Genomic DNA, 15677 nt, shown 5'->3' with positions numbered 1-15677 from the left:
GCGGGATCGCTGGAAGCGATCGGTCACTCCGACTCCCACCACATCCAGAACTCGTCCCACAGGCGCTTGAAGAAACCGCCTTCCTCGACCGCGGCGATGGCGACCAGCGGCCGCTGGGCGACGACCTTGCCGTCGAGCATGACCTTGACCGTGCCGAGGGCCTGGCCCTTCTTGATCGGCGCGACCAGCGTCTTGGGCACGTCGATGCTCGGCTTGAGCTGGGCGTACTTGCCGCGCGGCACGCTGACCAGCATCGGCTCGGCGACGCCGAATTGCACCTCGTCGGCCTGGCCCTTCCAGACCTTCTGCTTGGCGATCACCTTGCCGGTGTCGTAAAGCTTGTGGGTTTCGTAGAAACGGAAGCCCCAGTTGAGCAGCGCCTGGCTGTCGGTTGCGCGCTGGGCTTCGGAGGTCGAACCCATCACCACCGAGATCAGGCGCTGGTCGCCGCGCTGGGCCGAGGCCATCAGGCAGTAACCGGCCTTGGAGTGGTGACCGGTCTTGATGCCGTCGACCGTGGAATCGCGCCACAGCAGCAGGTTGCGGTTGGGCTGGGTGATCGGCCCGACCTTGAGTTCCTTGATCTTGTTGTACGAGTACGCGACCGGGAAATCGTGGATCAGGGCGCGGCCGAGCAAGGCCAGGTCGTGCGCGGTCGAGTAATGGTTCGGATCCGACAGGCCGTGCGGATTGACGAAGTGCGAGCCCTTCAGGCCGATGCGCGCGGCGTACTGGTTCATCAGCGCGGCGAAGGCGTCTTCGCTGCCGGCGACGTGTTCGGCCAGGGCGATCGCGGCGTCGTTGCCGGACTGCACCACCATGCCCTTTTCCATGTCGACCAGCGCCGCGGTCTTGTTGACCTCGAAGCCGGAGTAGCTGCCGTCGGTGGCCGCGCCGCCCTTGCGCCAGGCGTTCTCGGTCATCATCACCTGGTCGGTGTCCTTGACCTTGCCGCCGGCCATTTCGGCGGCAATCACATAACTGGTCATGACCTTGGTGATGCTGGCCGGCTCGACCCGGACGTCGGCGTCCTTGCTGGCCAGGATGTTGCCGCTGGCGGCATCCATGAGCACCCAGGCGGTGCCCTGGATCGCCGGCGGCGGCGGCACCGGCAAGGCGTCGCTGGCCGGTCGCGCGGCAGCCGGCGCGGGGGTCGCGGCGGCGGGCGTCTGCGCCCAGGCCGAGGCGGCGCCGACGGCGGTGGTGACCAGGAAGGCCGAGGTCAGCGCGGCGAAGGCGGCGGCGCGCGGGGTGAAGCGGACTTTCATCGTTGAACTACTCCGGGAGCCGGCGCTGCGCCGGCCAAGGTGTTGGGTGGTCTCCGGCGCGGCCGTCCTGGCGCCCGCCGCTGAAATTGCCGGAACCGGACGATCCTTCCGGTTCCGCGAAACCGTGCATCCTGCCTCAGATGCGCGGTCGCTGCAGCCGCCGGCGGCGCCGGGGGCGGCGTGAATCGATCAATCGCGCACGCGCTGCGGCTGTCCGAACCCCAGACCGACGATACGCGCCGCAAGTTCCGGCGCGGCCGAGGCCTGCAGCGGGCCGACCCGCAAGCGCCAGACTTTCTGGCCGTTGGAGGCGTTGCCGTCGAGCAGGCGGGCGGCGCCGATGCCGGCCCCACGCAGCATCGACAGGGCCCGGTCGGCATTGCTGCGGGCCGAGAAACTGGCGACCTGCAGGGTCACGTCGCTGCCGCTGGGGGCGGCGTTGCCTTCGACCGCGGCGGCGACCACGGCCGCGGCCTTGGACGGGCTCGGCGGCGGCGGCGCGGCGGCGGGCGCCGGCAAAGTGGCCGCGGACGCGGCGGCGACGGCGGTCGCGGGCGGCAGCTTGCCGGCCTTCTTGGCCGCCTTCTGCGCGGCGGCCAGGGCACGGGCCTGCTCTTTCTGCTGCTTGGCCATGGCGCGTTGTTCGGCCCGGGTCAGCGGCTTCGGCGGGGCGATGTCGGCGCCCTTGCCGGTGGCGACCCGGACCTGGCGCGACTTCATCCAGGTGTCGAACTCGTCGGCCGTCATCGACTTGCCGTTCTGCATCATGTCGAAGCGGTAGTCGTTGCCCGGCAGCAGCTTGCCGCCGGAAGCGGCGGACGGCTTGGCCGCGGCGACCGTGGTCGCCGGCTTGGCTGCGACAGCCGATGCGGCGGGCTTGCCGGTCGCGACCGTGGTCTTGACCGCGGCGCTGGCGGGCGCGCTGGCGAGCGTGGCCGGCTTGCCGGTGGCGATACGCACGCCCGGCGGCAGTTCGCCGGCGTTGGCGCTGGCGATCGGCATCGCCGAGACCAGCCGGTCGATCGCCGACGGCGAGCTCGGCTTGGCCGCGGCCGGCGGCGGGTTGTTGGCGGCGCTGGCGTAGACCGGCGGCGCGGCATCGCCCGGGTGCAGCGCGCGCACCTCGACCCGGCCGGTGCCGCGCTGGGTGATGCCGAGCTTGACCGCGGCGGCGTAGCTGAGGTCGATCACGCGGCCGTCGTGGAACGGGCCGCGGTCGTTGACGCGCACGGTCACCGACTTGCCGTTGTCGAGGTTGGTGACGCGGGCGAAGCTCGGCAGCGGCAACGACTTGTGCGCGGCGGTGAAGGCGTACATGTCGTACACCTCCAGGTTGGAGGTGCGCCGGCCGTGGAATTTCTGGCCGTAGTAAGAGGCCGTGCCGCGCTCGAGATAGTCCTCGTGCGAATCGAGCACCTTGTAGCTCTTGCCGAGCACCTTGTACGGCGAACGGTTGCCGAACTGCGAGCGCGCCTCGGCGACGACCTCGGGCTCGGGAATCGCGTCGACGTCGGGGATATAGGTCGGCGTGGTGTCGGACACGCCCGGCGCGTACAGGCCGCCGGCCTTGTAGTTGCCGCGCTTGCTCAGGTCTTCCTGGGCCGGCGCGTACGGCGACTTCTTGCGGCCGCCGTGCGACTGCGCCGACGGCAGGCCGCTGGCGTGGACGCGATCGCGCTCCGGCAGGGCCAGGGCCTCGGAGGAGCCTTTCTTCGGTGCGCTGGCGCAGGCGGCCAGGGCCAGCGGCAGGACGGCGGCGGCCAGTCGCCCGATCATCGCGATCGGCGGCCGCTTCGTGCCCGACCCGCTCATGCCCCGCCTGTCCATGCATGCACCGCATTGGCCGCAGGAGCGTTGGCTGCGGGGGCCTTGCCGGCAGCGGCGTTGCCTGCCGGAGCGGCGGGCTGGGCCAGCGCGGCGGGCGGAGTGGCGATATCGGTGGCCAAGGGATTCTCCCGTCCGGCGATCGCCTCGGCCAACTGGTACACCGCCATCGCGTAGTGCTTGGAGATGTTGTAGCGGGTGATCGCGTAGAAGTTGCGGAAACCGAGCCAATACTCGGGACCGTTGACGCCGTCGAGGTTCAGCAGCGTCGCGGTCTCGGTCGGCGCCACCGTGCCCAGCGGACGATAGCCGCGTGCGGCCAGGTCGCTGAGCGAATACACCGGGTCCATGCTCTCGGGTACGAAATCCTGCGCGGTCGCGTCGCGGTTGGCGCGCACCGTCACCGGCCCGCCGCGCACCCAGCCGCCCTTCTTGACGAAGTAGTTGGCGACCGAGAAGAACACGTCGTCCAGATCGGTGAACAGATTGCGCTTGCCGTCGGCGTTGCCGTCGACCGCGAACTCGCGATAGCTGGACGGCATGAACTGGCCCCAGCCCATCGCCCCGGCGTAGCTGCCGATCAGGGTGGTGATGTCGATCTGCTCTTCCTTGCCGAGCGCGAACAACTGCGCCAGCTCGCCGCGGAAGAAGGCCTCGCGGCGGTTCTCGCGGTCGGCCTTGGCCGGGTCGCCGCTGCGCGGATAGGCGAACGCCAGGGTGTAGAGCGCATCGACCACCGAGTACTTGCCGGTGTTTTTGCCGAAGCTGGTTTCCACGCCGATGATCGAGACGATGATTTCGGCCGGCACGCCGGTCGCGGCCTCGACCCGCGCCAGCTGGGCGCGGTGCTCGGCCAGGAAGGCCTGGCCGCCGTCGATGCGGGCCTGGGTGATGAAGATCGGGCGGTAGTCCCGCCACGGCTTGGCCTCGGCCGGGCGCGACATCGCCGCGACGATGCCCTCGCGGATCTGCGCCTTGGCCAGCACCGATTCGATGTAGACCGGATCGACGCCGTAGCGGCTGGCGGTATCGCGCACGAACTCGGCGCGCGCCTGCGCCAGCGGCATCGGCTTGACCGGCTCGGGCAGCGCGGGCGTGCCGACGACGGGCGTCGGCGCGGCGACCGGGGCCGGCGGTTTCGGTGCCGGGGCGGCCGCGAGGGTAGACGTCGGGATCGGCGGCGTCTGCGTGGCGCAGGCAGCCAGGGCGATCATGAGTGCGCAAAACAAGGCGCGACGGGCAGTTTGGCGTCGGGTCATCGCGGCGAGGTTAGCACGCGAAAGCGGGGCAAAAAACCTTGGGTTTGCGGGACTTAACCGATTTTATTCATGTCAGGTTGTCGAATCGGAAGCGGGCGGCGCGAGGCGACGGCGCCGCCCGCACCGTCATGCTCAACATGAATAGCGCTCGTCGAGACTGTCGTCTCGGCGCGGCTCATCCGAGCAAGGCGTTGCCGATGGTGAGGTGCAAGGCCGGTTGCGACTCGCGCGGCAGGTCGAGTTCCTCGCGCAGGTCGAGCAGCGCGGGACAGCGCACCTCGCACCAGACATAGCCCTGTGTTTCTTGTGGATACGGGTCGTAGTCGAAGGCTATCGTCGCCCCGTCCAAGCGTTTCCACGCCGCCGGTTTCGGCGGCGTTTCGCCGCGGATCACCGAGACATGCGTCCCCCACAACGGCGCCTGCAGGCTGCGCGTGCGGCGATGGCCGATCCAGAACTGCTGGCGCAGGTAGCGGCCGAGCTCGGGGTCGCCGTCCACGATCAGCCACCACAAGGTGCTGCCGCCGTCGCGGCGGGTGTGGCCACCGCGGCCCAATGGCGGGCTGTAGCGCAGAGTGCCGCTGGAGGGAAGCCAGATGGACGACATGCGATGGTCCACGAAAACAGGCATCAAAAACGATACCCGGATCTGCGCATGGTTATGCGCGCACTCAAACGTCCGATGTGATCGAAGCCGTGCGCGACGGCCCGGGCCAGGACGCCGAGCGTACGCGCGTTGCTGGCGGAACCCGCGGCCACGACGACCGCCGGCGCTTGAGCGCAGTACGCGGCAGATCGCTCAGGCTCGTACCCACAGCGGACACGATCGCCGCCGGCATCAACCCCGATTGAAGAACGACGCCTGCAGGAACCGCATCCCCGCCAGCACCTGGGCCACGCGCTCCTCGGACAACGCCCCGATCCGCTCGCCCAATCGCGTCTTGTAGATCGACGACACCTGCGAAACGATCACCACGCTCTGCTTGAGCAGGCCGCCCTCGCCGGGTTCGAGCAACACGTTGCCGGGCTCGCTGATACGCCCGATGTTGGAGCTGAGCGCGCACACGACCACGGTGCTGATGCGCGAATGGTTGAACAGATCGTCCTGCACCACCACGTGCGGATGCGCGACGCCGGGCACCGAACCTCTCGACGGGTCCGGCGGCAGCCAGAACAGATCGCCGCGGTTCACGGTTCCGCGGAAAACGCTGCGGTGGGCCTCTTCTTCTCTATCCATCGGATGCATCGCTCGGCATGTCTGCGGTTCGCTTCGCTAACGGATCGGACTGGGAACCAGCGAAGCCGGACTCCGCCCGATCAGGCAGATCACCTGGACTGCCTGACGAAACGCCAGCCAAGAATGCCGGTGCCGGCCGAGAATACGACGAACAGCCAGAAAGCGATCCTTCCGTTGCTCAAGCGCGCCTGATGGGCCGCTTGCGGCTGCACGACTATCTGCTCGTTGACGGTGAGGGCCCAGACCCCGGAGGGGTCGGCCGGCGAAAAACCGACCGTTGCCGTATTGCCTGGTTTGAGCAGGCTGCGCGCAAGCGCCGCCTTCGGCAGGATGCTCGTGTAGTCGAATTCGCGCCCGGCGACGAAAAACTCGATGCTGTTGCGATGCACCTCCGTATTGGAGATCACGCCCGTCAGATACTCGAAATGAGTCGGCATCGGCTCCAGCGACGCTCGCCAGCCCCACAGCGCGGCCAGCGATACCCCGACGCCCAGCGCAACGTGATACCAGGCAGTCCGCTCCGCCTTGCTACGAAATGCTGCTTTGTCAGTCCTGATGATCATCGAACTTGCCGACACAACGAACCCGGCAGTTTAGCGGCTTCGCTACCGAAGTTCGTCCAAGCGAGATGCCAGCCATCGCCCCCGCCAATCGCCAAACGCCCGCTGCACTGCCTCCCTGCCCCGGCATCCGCCATCCGCCATCGCTCCACGGATCTTCGTTGAAGATCCGGACAGCGCAGGACGCCATCTCATCGAGACTGGCCGGCCAGCTATTTCAGCGACCGAAACTGGCCTAGACTTTGAATCGACAGCGACGTCGTTCAGCTGCCGCGCGTTCGAGCCAAGACCTGCCGCTACCCACCGAGGAAGCAAGCGCATGATTGATGGCAACCGACTCGTCGATCTTCTCGGACACTCTTCCGCCCAGGCCAGCCTGGCCCGCTACCTCACCGAGGTCGGCATGATCGAGCGGCCGCAAGGCCCGGACGTCGTCCAGTACCTCGACTTCGACGACCTCGGCCTCGCGCTGATCTTCACCGTGGCGAGCCTCTACCGGGAAGAGATCGGAGAGCCGCGCGACGACGGCTATTGGATCCTCAGCGGCATCCATTTCTACAACCGCCACCAGAACGGCCAGAACGACAAGTTCGCCGGCGTGCTGCCGTACGAGTTGAGCTTCGAATTCAACCGGGCCCGGACCGCGGCCGCCCTGGGCACGCCGATCGTCGACGAGGAAGACGACGGCTACGTCATGAACACCTTCCGGGCCGATAACGAAATCGTCGTCACCACCTCGACCGCCGTCGATCACGGCGAGGCGCTTTGGTTCAAGGTCGAGAAGATCGACAAATTCCACAAGGAACGGGGCGACGTCTGATCGTTCTTCCGGGGACGCGACTGCAGCAGCGGCAGCGTTGCCGGCGAGAACGCCGGTCCGCTCGGCGATCTGGGCTTATCGCCCGAACTCCGAATCCAGAATCGGTTCCACCGCGAGCACATGCCAAGCCCCGAACACCACCAAGACGCGGTCGTGCTCGCGCATCGCCCGTTCGATGGAAGCGATCAGGCGACGATCCCTCACGGCATTGGTACTGCGCGCCAATTCGCTGAGCCGACCGTTGTCATGAATCGGGCTGGCCAGGTCCGGGTTCCAGCCTTTGCTCGTCAAAGGCTGGCCGACCAGGCGTCGATATTCGTGCAGAAAGCCTGACCATCGGTCCGAGCCCTCGCGCTTCGGCAGACCGTTTGCAACCAGATAGTCGGTGTAGAAGGCCGCGTATTGGGCCGCGGACGCCTTGAGGTCCGGATTGCGGCGGGTTCCTATCAGGCGCTGCGCCACCATGAATACGAGAATTTCTTCGGCGCTGTGGTGGGCCAGCAATGCCGCGATCTCTTCCCTTACCGATGCATCGCCGCTGCGGATCGGGACACCGCGCCGGTGCGCCAGATAGGCGATGAAGCCAAGATCGGCGCCACGCGCTATCGCCGCATCCTTCGACATGGTCTTGAGGTCGTCGGGGATTTGGCTTTCGTGCAGCACCAGCTGCGGGCGGACACGCTCGAACACGGCTTCGATGTCGCCGTACATTGGCGAGTGCGGATTACTGAGGTGCCTGGTACCAAGCACTACGAGGTGCTTGGCGCCGACCTTGCGCTCCCACACGTAGGGTCGCGTCGCCGACTTTCCGCCCTCCGGCAGTTTCAGGTAGCTACGCGCCGCGACGCGCCTTCCGCTTTCGCCGGCGAGCGCCTGCGGTAAGGCCGCAATGACGAGCAATAGAAGTACCAAGGGTACGGAAGGAACGATCGCGAATCCTTTCATGCCGCCTCCTGCGAGAAAGAAATGCTCAGCCCAGCTCAGAACCGTTCCGCTACGCGCGCGGGATCAGACGCCGGCGCACCCCGTCGAACTCAACGCCCGCCATGCACCGGCCGATGCGCGCGCACCGCCATCACCACGCCGAGGCCCGCCAGTAACGACACCGCCGAGGTGCCGCCGTAACTGAGCAGCGGCATCGGCACACCGACCACCGGCAGCAGGCCGGAGATCATGCCGCCGTTGACGATGACGTAGACGAAGAAAGCCAGGCCCAAGGCGCCTGCGATCAATCGCGAGTAGCCGTCGCGGGCGTCGGCGGCGATCCACAGGCAGCGGCCGACCACGAACAGGTACAAGGCCAGCACCACGATCACGCCGGCCCAGCCGAACTCTTCGCTGAGCACGGCGAAAATGAAGTCGGTGGTGTGTTCGGGCAGGTAGTTGAGGTGCGACTGCGAGCCTTGCAGCCAGCCCTTGCCGGTCATGCCGCCGGCGCCGATCGCGATCTTCGACTGGATGATGTTCCAGCCGGTGCCGAGCGGGTCGGTTTCGGGGTTGAGGAAGGTCAGGATGCGGTCTTTCTGATACGGCCGCAGCAGCCAGAACCAGGCCACCGGCGCGGTCGCGGCGACGGCGCCGAACGCGGCGCCGAACCACCACCACGGCAAGCCCGCCAGGTACAGGGCGAAGGCGCCGCTGATGCCGACCAGCATCGCGGTGCCGAAGTCGGGCTGAAGCAGAATCAAGGCGGTCGGTGCGCCGATCAACACCGCGGCGATCAGCACGGTCTTGAGCTTCGGCGGCAAGGCCTCGCGGTTGAGATACCACGCGACCATCATCGGCAGGCTCAGCTTTAGCAACTCGGCCGGCTGGAAATAAAACACCTTCAGGTCGATCCAGTGCCGACCGTGTTTGCCGGTGCCGACGATGAGCACCAGCAGCAAGGGAATCATCGACAGCGCGTAGACCAACGGGGTCCAGTTGCGCAGCTGCGACGGCGGCATGCGCGACAGCCCCCACATCGCCAGCAGGCCGACGCCGAAGCGCGAACCCTGCGCGATCACCATGCGCATGGAGTGTTCGCCGGCGCTGTACAGCACCGCCAGGCCGATCGCCATCAGCGCCAGCAAGGCGGCCAACATCATCAGGTCGAGGGTGCGGGTGAAGCGCTGCAGCAGGTCCCACAGGTAACGCAGGATCACTTTCATCGGCGCGGCTCCGCCGCCGGCGCGACCGTGGGCGCGGGCACGGCGGGCTCGTCCTCGGGTTCGCCGGAGGCGTCGTCGGCGGCATCGCTCGGCACGGCATCGGCCGGCGCTTCGGCGCCCGGCAATTGCGGGCGCAGCAGCGGCCGGCGTTCGAGCGCCTGCGGCGCACGGCCCGGTTGCGCGGCGACCACGGCGTTCGCCGCGGCCACGCTCTCGGCCCAGGCGCCGTTGACGGCGACCGGCACGATCCTGGGTTCGCTCTCTGCGGGCGCAGCCTCGTCGGCCTTGTTGGCGTCGGCCGCGGCCAGTTTCGGCACCGCCGGCGGCTCGTTCTTGCCCGGCAGGGGCTCGGGCATCTTGCCGAGCAACCAGGCGTCGAAGATCTTGCGCGCGATCGGCGCGGCGGTGCTGCCGCCGTAACCGCCGTGCTCGACCACCACCGCCACCGCGATGGTCGGGTTCTCGGCCGGCGCATAACCCACGAACAAGGCCTGATGGCGCAGGTGCAGCGGCAGCGAATGCGGATTCATGCTGACGTTGCCCTTGCGGCTGATCTTCTGCGCGGTGCCGGTCTTGCCGGCCATGCGGTAGGGCGCGCCGCGCGCCATCACCTTCGCCGTGCCGCGCCCGCCGTGGATGGTCGAGACCATGCCTTCCTGCACCGCACGCAGGTGCGCGGGGTTGTCGGTGATCAAGGTCGGCGCGGCGACTTGCTTGGGCAGCCACGGCGCTTCGTAGCCGGTGCGGCTTTCGCGCACCAGGTGCAGTTGCTGCAGGTGGCCGCCGTTGGCGATCGCGGCGGTGCCGCGCGCGAGTTGCAGCGCGGTCACCACCCAATAGCCCTGGCCGATGCCGGCGATGACGGTTTCGCCCGGGTACCAGCCTTCCTTGCTGCGCTTGGCCTTCCACTGCGGCGACGGCAGGATGCCGATGTTCTCGCCGGCCAGGTCGATGCCGGTCTTCTGGCCGAAGCCGTAGCGCGTCATGTACTGGTCGAAACGGGCGATGCCCATCTCCAGCGCGAGCTTGTAGTAGTAGGTGTTGACCGACTGGGCGATGGACTCGCGCAGGTCGACCCAGCCATGGCCGCCCCCGTGCGAATCGCGATAGCCGCGCTTCTGCCCGGGGATGTGGAACTCGCCGGTCGACAGGGTGCGGTCTTCGGCGCGGCGCAGGCCGCTGTCGAGGCCGGCCAGGGCGACGAAGGGCTTCATGGTCGAACCCGGCGGGCCGCCGCCGAGCACGTTGCGGTTGAACTGCGGCCGCGATGGGTTGCCCGACAGCGCCTTGTAGTCGACCGAGGAAATGCCGTTGACGAACAGATTGGTGTCGTAGCTCGGCAGGCTGACCATCGCCAGCACTTCACCGGTGCGTGGATCGACCGCGACCGCCGAACCGTCCATGTCGCCGAACGCGGTGATCATGGCCTGCTGCAGGTCCATGTCGATGCTCAGGCGCAGGTCGGCGCCGGGCTTGGCCGGGACGTAGCCGACCTGGCGGATCGGCCGGCCGTCGACGTTGGTCTCGATCTGCTCGTAGCCGATCTGGCCGCGCAACTGCTCGTCGTAGAAACGCTCCAGGCCGGTCTTGCCGGTGTGGGTCAGCACGCCGGCGTTCTGGCCCATCGCCTCCTCGTCCTTGCTGTCGATGCGCCCGACGTAGCCGATCACATGCGCGAACAGCGAACCATAGGGATAGCGGCGGTTGAGGTAGGACACCAGCTCGACGCCGGGGAAGCGCCAGCGGTCGACCGCGAACGCGGCGACCTCTTCGTCGCTGACCCGCATCTTCAGCACGATCGGCTTGAAGCCGCGCGTGGCCTTGCGCTCGCTCTCGAAGCGGGCGATCTCCTCGGGCGTCAGCGCAACGACCTGGGCCAGCTGCGGCAGCCAGTCCTTGCTGTCGCCGGCTTCGCTGGGGGTGACCTCGATGCGGAACGCCGGCACGTTGTCGGCGAGGATGCGGCCTTGGCGGTCGTAGATCAGCCCGCGCCCCGGCACCACCGGCCGCAGCTTGACCCGGTTGGCCTCCGAACGCATGGCGTAGTCGTCGTGCTGCCAGACCTGCAGGCGGAAGTACCAGAACCCCAGGCCGATCACCCCGAGCAGGACGAAGGCGAAGGCGATCGCGGCGCGGGCGCGGAACTGGTCCGCCTCGGCCGCGGCGTTCTTGAGGACGCGTTTCTTGATCGGGCTGCGGCGCGGGCCCATCTCAGCGCCTCCGCCAGCTGCCCAGACGCAGCGCGTCGAGCAACAGGAAAATCAGCGGCCACAGCAGCATGCCGGCCAGCGGCGACAGCCAGAACGTCGACGGCAACGCCGGCTCGCGCAGGACCACATGGATCGCCGAGGTGACGATGCGGTCGTTGAGCATCAGGCCGCCGACCGCGAGCGCTTGCTGCGACAGCGGGAAGAACCGCAGGCGGGCGCGGAAGCGCTGCAGGATGAAGGCCATGACCACCAGGCGCAGGGCTTGTTCGCCGAGCAAGCCGTCCGACACCAGGTCGCCGGCCAGGCCGACCAGGAAGGCGAAGCCCAGGCCGACCCGGTCTGGGTCTTCGATCACCCAATAAGCCAGGACCAGACCGAGCCAGTACGGCCGCAAGGGCAGCAGGAACTGCGGCAACGGCAACAGGCTCAAGGTCAGCGCCGCGATCAGGCTGACCGGCAACACCCAATGGTGGCGGGCGCGGGTCATCGATCGTCTCCGGCGGCAGGCGCGGACGGGGCGGTGGACTTGGGCGCGGCCGGGATGCGGTCGCGCGCGACCGGCGTCTGGGCCGGCGCTCGGGTGGCCGAGGCGGTAGGCGTCGTGGGGGTGGCGTTGCGGCCGGCGCCATTGCCGCCGGCGCGGGCGTTTGCGACCGCAGGCACGGCCGCCGTGTTCGGCGTCGCCGCAGCGCCGCTGGCGGTCGCAGGCGCGGTAGCGGCAGCAGGACCCGGCGCCATCGCCGGCTGCGTGTCGAATTGCGTGGTATCGGCCGGCGGCGGCGGCAACGACAGCAGCACCAGCACTTCGCGGCCGCGATCGAGCTGAGCGGCCGGGCGCACCTCGCCGACCAGGAAGGCGCGGCTGTCGTCGGGACGCAGCGCAGTGATGGTGCCGACCGGGAAGCCCGACGGGAAGCGTCCGCCCAGGCCCGAAGTCACCAGTACGTCGCCGACCCGGACGTCGCTCGACAGCGGCACGCTGCGCAGGGTCAGGCTGTCGCTGCGGCCTTCGCCGTAAACGACCAGACGCACGCCGTTGCGCGCCACCGCGACCGGCACCGCATGCGAGGCGTCGGTGATCAGCAGCACGCTGGCGTGCAAAGGGGTAATGCCGGTGATCTGGCCGAGCAGGCCGCCGGCGTCGATCACGCTCTGGCCCACCCGGACCCGCTCGCGGCTGCCGGCGTCGAGCACCAGGCGCTGGCGGGTGGGGTCGAGGTCGATATCGAGAATCGGCGCCAGGACCACGTCCAGGTTGCCGCGCTCGGCCGCTTCGAGCAGGCCGCGCAGGCGCTGGTTGTCGGCGGCGACCGATTGCAACCGTGCCATGCGCGCCTGGTTGACCAGGGCTTCGTTGCGCAGGCGGCGGTTTTCGTCGGTGAGCTGGCTCATGGTGCCGGCGTCGTCGCTGACGCGCTCGACCAGGCGCCCGGGCCATCCGGCGACCGCCCACAGCGGCGCCACGAACAGCGCGGTCTGCTTGCGTGCCTGGTTGAGCCAACCGCCGCGATGATCGAGCACGATCAGCACGACCGCCAGAGCCAGGTACGCCAACAGGCGCAGCGTGTCGGCGACTTCGCCGCTACGGGCTGCGGTGGGTGGACCGGCGTAAGGGGGCATTAGAGCCGGAAATGGGCAATGGAGAGTGGGGGATCGGAAAAGCGCGACGCGGCGACCATCGGGCGCCGCGCACGAAACCTTACTTCAGTTTGCGGACCGCGTGGGCGAGAGGGAAACCGGGACGACGACGAAACGGCTTTCGACGATTCCCGAATCCCCATTCCCGACTCCCGGCTTACTCAGGCGCGAAGAACTCGTTGCCGTGCATGTCGACCAGCTCCAAGGCACGGCCGCCGCCACGGGCGACGCAGGTCAGCGGATCGTCGGCGACCTGCACGTGCAGGCCGGTTTCCTCGCTGATCAGGCGGTCCAGGTCGCGCAGCAGCGCGCCGCCGCCGGTCAGGACGATGCCGCGCTCGGCGACGTCGGCGCACAGTTCCGGCGGGGTCTGCTCCAGCGCCAGGCGGATCGCCGAAACAATGCCGGCCAGCGGCTCGCGCAGCGCTTCCAGCACTTCGTTGGAGTTGATCTTGATCATCTTCGGCACGCCCTCGGCGAGGTTGCGGCCGGAGACCTCGATGGTGGTGGCGCGTTCCTGCGGGTAGGCGCAGCCGATCTCGAGCTTGATGCGCTCGGCGGTGGCTTCGCCGATCAGGGTGCCGTAGGTGCGGCGCACGTAGTTGATGATCGCCTCGTCGAAGCGGTCGCCGCCGATCCGGACCGAGGCCGAGTAGACGATACCGTTGAGCGCAATCACCGCCACTTCGGTGGTGCCGCCGCCCACGTCGACCACCATCGAGCCGCGCGCCTCGGTCACCGGCATGCCGGCGCCGATCGCCGCGGCCATCGGTTCCTCGATCAGGTAGACCTCGCGGGCGCCGGCCTCTTCGGCCGATTCCTTGATCGCGCGGCGCTCGACCTGGGTCGAGCCGCAGGGCACGCAGACCAGCACGCGCGGGCTCGGGCGCAGGAAGCGCGATTTGTGCACCTTGCGGATGAAATGCTTGAGCATTTCCTCGGTGTAGGTGAAGTCGGCGATGACGCCGTCCTTCATCGGCCGGATCGTGGTGATGTGCCCCGGGGTGCGGCCGAGCATCTGCTTGGCCTCGCCGCCGACCGCCGCCACCGTCCGGTTTCCGCCGATCAGCCGGTCCTGGCGCACTGCGACCACGGACGGCTCGTTCAGGACAATCCCTTGCCCGCGCACATAAATAAGTGTGTTGGCCGTGCCCAGGTCGATGGACAGGTCATTGGAGAACATGCCGCGAAACTTCTTGAACATCGGGGGATTGGGCCGTCAAAAGTAGGGGCGGAGTGGGGGCGTTAGCCTAGCAACCGCCCCCCCTGCGAGCAAGGAAAATCAACGGTTTCGAGCGAACTGGGCCGTTCAGGAGCGGCGGTGGATACCCTGGGGATAACCCTGGGTCGGGGTGCCGGCGGACCCTGCCGGCCACCCCGGACCGACCCGGTCGAGGCCCGATCCGCACCCTGCCCGACCCCTGACCCGGGTCACCGATCGAGTGGGTCGCACGCCCCGCAAAGCACATTAGGAACTGGCCGCGAGAGGTCTCAGCCGCTACCCTACGCCGCCGGCCGGTGATGGACCGCCGCGCTTTTCTATTTCTTATCGGGGTGAACATGTCTGCGCTGATCTGCGGCTCACTGGCTTACGACACCATCATGGTGTTTCCGGACCAGTTCAAGAACCACATCCTGCCGGACAAGGTTCATATCTTGAATGTGTCGTTCCTGGTGCCGCGCATGCGCCGCGAGTTCGGCGGTTGCGCGGGCAACATCGCCTACAACCTCAAGCTGCTCGGCGGCGATCCGATTCCGATGGCCACCGTCGGCCAGGACTTCGGTCCGTATCGCGAGTGGTTCGTCGATCAGAAGATCCGCCTCGACCACGTCAAGGAAATCCCGGAGCTGTTCACGCCGCAGGCGTTCATCACCACCGATCACGACAACAACCAGATCACCGCCTTCCACCCCGGCGCGATGATGCGTTCCTACGAGAACCACGTGCGCGACGTGAAGGACGTGAGCTTCGGCATCGTCAGCCCCGACGGCCGCGAAGGCATGTTGCAGAACGCGACCGAATTCGCCGAAGCCAACATCCCCTTCATCTTCGATCCCGGCCAGGCGATGCCGTTGTTCAACGGCGAAGAACTGCGTCACTTCATCGAGCAGGCCGACTACGTAACCGTCAACGACTACGAGTCCAACCTGCTGCAGGAACGCACCGGCTGGAGCGAAAAAGACATCGTTTCCCGGGTCAAGGCCTACATCACCACGCGCGGCCCGCACGGCTCGCAGATCCACACGCCGGAGAAGAGCTACGACGTTCCGCCGGCGCACGAGCGCCGCGTGACCGACCCGACCGGCTGCGGCGATGCGTTCCGCGCCGGCCTGATCTTCGGCATCGAGAAGGGCTACGACTGGCTGACCATCGGCCGCATGAGCAACCTGATGGGCGCCCTGAAGGTCGAGCACCCGGGCACCCAGAACCAGCGCTTCGACTACGAAGAATTCGCCGAACAGTTCCGCCAGCAGTTCGGTTACGCGCTGTAAGGCTGGGAGTCGGGAATCGGGAATCGGGAATCGGGAATCGGGAATCGAAATTATTCGAAACTGCCCACCGAAACCGCACCAGCCCTTGTTGCATGCGACAAACAAAAATCCCGGCCCCGGCCGGGATTTTCCGTTTCCGCGTACTCCCTCGCCTGTGTAGGAGCGACGTAAGTCGCGACCCAAGATCGCCGCACCACACCAGGGTAGGAGCGGCGCAA

General features: G+C 67.8%; 13 protein-coding genes and 1 pseudogene. 2 read left to right on the top strand and 12 right to left on the bottom strand.

Features of this window, described 5'->3' with window-relative positions; translation table 11 throughout:
• Positions 1-23: 23 nt before the first annotated feature.
• The 6 genes and pseudogenes from ACTJJK_RS08785 to ACTJJK_RS08760 all read right to left on the bottom strand — a co-directional run bounded on the left by ACTJJK_RS08785 (position 24) and on the right by ACTJJK_RS08760 (position 6151).
• Entirely contained in the window at positions 24-1268 is a 1245-nt protein-coding gene (locus ACTJJK_RS08785; RefSeq protein WP_440729995.1) for a D-alanyl-D-alanine carboxypeptidase family protein, read from the bottom strand.
• Positions 1269-1457: 189 nt separating this feature from the next.
• On the bottom strand, positions 1458-3080 hold the full coding sequence (locus tag ACTJJK_RS08780; RefSeq protein ID WP_440729994.1) for a septal ring lytic transglycosylase RlpA family protein: 1623 nt from the start codon (positions 3078-3080) through the stop codon (positions 1458-1460).
• A gap of 128 nt (positions 3081-3208) precedes the next feature.
• Positions 3209-4351, bottom strand: a pseudogene (mltB, locus tag ACTJJK_RS08775) (lytic murein transglycosylase B); the annotation flags it as partial.
• A gap of 175 nt (positions 4352-4526) precedes the next feature.
• On the bottom strand, positions 4527-4958 hold the full coding sequence (locus ACTJJK_RS08770) for a hypothetical protein (protein WP_440729993.1): 432 nt from the start codon (positions 4956-4958) through the stop codon (positions 4527-4529).
• A gap of 231 nt (positions 4959-5189) precedes the next feature.
• Positions 5190-5588 (bottom strand): type II toxin-antitoxin system PemK/MazF family toxin, encoded by a 399-nt coding sequence (locus tag ACTJJK_RS08765; RefSeq protein WP_051884989.1) that lies wholly within the window; start codon positions 5586-5588, stop codon positions 5190-5192.
• Between the two features lie 89 nt (positions 5589-5677).
• Positions 5678-6151, bottom strand: a complete 474-nt coding sequence (locus ACTJJK_RS08760; protein ID WP_031372072.1) for a hypothetical protein — start codon at positions 6149-6151, stop codon at positions 5678-5680.
• A gap of 316 nt (positions 6152-6467) precedes the next feature.
• On the opposite strand from ACTJJK_RS08760, the gene ACTJJK_RS08755 reads away from it, so the two are divergent.
• On the top strand, positions 6468-6968 hold the full coding sequence (locus tag ACTJJK_RS08755) for a hypothetical protein (protein WP_031372073.1): 501 nt from the start codon (positions 6468-6470) through the stop codon (positions 6966-6968).
• Between the two features lie 75 nt (positions 6969-7043).
• Here the strand turns inward: ACTJJK_RS08755 and ACTJJK_RS08750 are convergent, their stop codons facing one another.
• The 6 genes from ACTJJK_RS08750 to ACTJJK_RS08725 all read right to left on the bottom strand — a co-directional run bounded on the left by ACTJJK_RS08750 (position 7044) and on the right by ACTJJK_RS08725 (position 14170).
• A complete protein-coding gene (locus ACTJJK_RS08750; protein WP_440729992.1) occupies positions 7044-7913 on the bottom strand; it encodes a hypothetical protein in 870 nt (289 codons plus the stop codon).
• A gap of 89 nt (positions 7914-8002) precedes the next feature.
• Positions 8003-9118: a rod shape-determining protein RodA gene (rodA, locus tag ACTJJK_RS08745; RefSeq protein ID WP_408952410.1), complete on the bottom strand. Its 1116-nt coding sequence runs from the start codon at positions 9116-9118 to the stop codon at positions 8003-8005.
• A complete protein-coding gene (mrdA, locus tag ACTJJK_RS08740) occupies positions 9115-11328 on the bottom strand; it encodes a penicillin-binding protein 2 (RefSeq protein WP_440729991.1) in 2214 nt (737 codons plus the stop codon). Before mrdA ends, rodA begins: the two co-directional genes overlap by 4 nt.
• A 1-nt stretch (position 11329) precedes the next feature.
• Entirely contained in the window at positions 11330-11815 is a 486-nt protein-coding gene (mreD, locus tag ACTJJK_RS08735; RefSeq protein WP_031372077.1) for a rod shape-determining protein MreD, read from the bottom strand.
• Complete coding sequence (gene mreC / locus ACTJJK_RS08730; RefSeq protein ID WP_440729990.1) at positions 11812-12948, bottom strand: rod shape-determining protein MreC; 1137 nt, start codon at positions 12946-12948, stop codon at positions 11812-11814. Before mreC ends, mreD begins: the two co-directional genes overlap by 4 nt.
• A gap of 175 nt (positions 12949-13123) precedes the next feature.
• Positions 13124-14170: a rod shape-determining protein gene (locus ACTJJK_RS08725; protein WP_031372079.1), complete on the bottom strand. Its 1047-nt coding sequence runs from the start codon at positions 14168-14170 to the stop codon at positions 13124-13126.
• Between the two features lie 356 nt (positions 14171-14526).
• Between ACTJJK_RS08725 and ACTJJK_RS08720 the strand changes: the two genes are divergently transcribed.
• Positions 14527-15459: a carbohydrate kinase family protein gene (locus ACTJJK_RS08720; RefSeq protein ID WP_031372080.1), complete on the top strand. Its 933-nt coding sequence runs from the start codon at positions 14527-14529 to the stop codon at positions 15457-15459.
• Positions 15460-15677 lie beyond the last annotated feature (218 nt).

The organism is Lysobacter sp. 22409 (assembly GCF_052045105.1).
Classification (GTDB): domain Bacteria; phylum Pseudomonadota; class Gammaproteobacteria; order Xanthomonadales; family Xanthomonadaceae; genus Lysobacter; species Lysobacter antibioticus_B.
This window is presented reverse-complemented; position numbering and strand designations above follow the sequence as displayed.

Bases quoted from the DNA above. Each gene is read 5' to 3' on its own strand.
- ACTJJK_RS08785 (WP_440729995.1), bottom strand. From the start codon at position 1,268: ATGAAAGTCCGCTTCACCCCGCGCGCCGCCGCCTTCGCCGCGCTGACC.
- ACTJJK_RS08780 (WP_440729994.1), bottom strand. From the start codon at position 3,080: ATGAGCGGGTCGGGCACGAAGCGGCCGCCGATCGCGATGATCGGGCGA.
- ACTJJK_RS08770 (WP_440729993.1), bottom strand. From the start codon at position 4,958: ATGTCGTCCATCTGGCTTCCCTCCAGCGGCACTCTGCGCTACAGCCCG.
- ACTJJK_RS08765 (WP_051884989.1), bottom strand. From the start codon at position 5,588: ATGGATAGAGAAGAAGAGGCCCACCGCAGCGTTTTCCGCGGAACCGTG.
- ACTJJK_RS08760 (WP_031372072.1), bottom strand. From the start codon at position 6,151: ATGATCATCAGGACTGACAAAGCAGCATTTCGTAGCAAGGCGGAGCGG.
- ACTJJK_RS08755 (WP_031372073.1), top strand. From the start codon at position 6,468: ATGATTGATGGCAACCGACTCGTCGATCTTCTCGGACACTCTTCCGCC.
- ACTJJK_RS08750 (WP_440729992.1), bottom strand. From the start codon at position 7,913: ATGAAAGGATTCGCGATCGTTCCTTCCGTACCCTTGGTACTTCTATTG.
- rodA (WP_408952410.1), bottom strand. From the start codon at position 9,118: ATGAAAGTGATCCTGCGTTACCTGTGGGACCTGCTGCAGCGCTTCACC.
- mrdA (WP_440729991.1), bottom strand. From the start codon at position 11,328: ATGGGCCCGCGCCGCAGCCCGATCAAGAAACGCGTCCTCAAGAACGCC.
- mreD (WP_031372077.1), bottom strand. From the start codon at position 11,815: ATGACCCGCGCCCGCCACCATTGGGTGTTGCCGGTCAGCCTGATCGCG.
- mreC (WP_440729990.1), bottom strand. From the start codon at position 12,948: ATGCCCCCTTACGCCGGTCCACCCACCGCAGCCCGTAGCGGCGAAGTC.
- ACTJJK_RS08725 (WP_031372079.1), bottom strand. From the start codon at position 14,170: ATGTTCAAGAAGTTTCGCGGCATGTTCTCCAATGACCTGTCCATCGAC.
- ACTJJK_RS08720 (WP_031372080.1), top strand. From the start codon at position 14,527: ATGTCTGCGCTGATCTGCGGCTCACTGGCTTACGACACCATCATGGTG.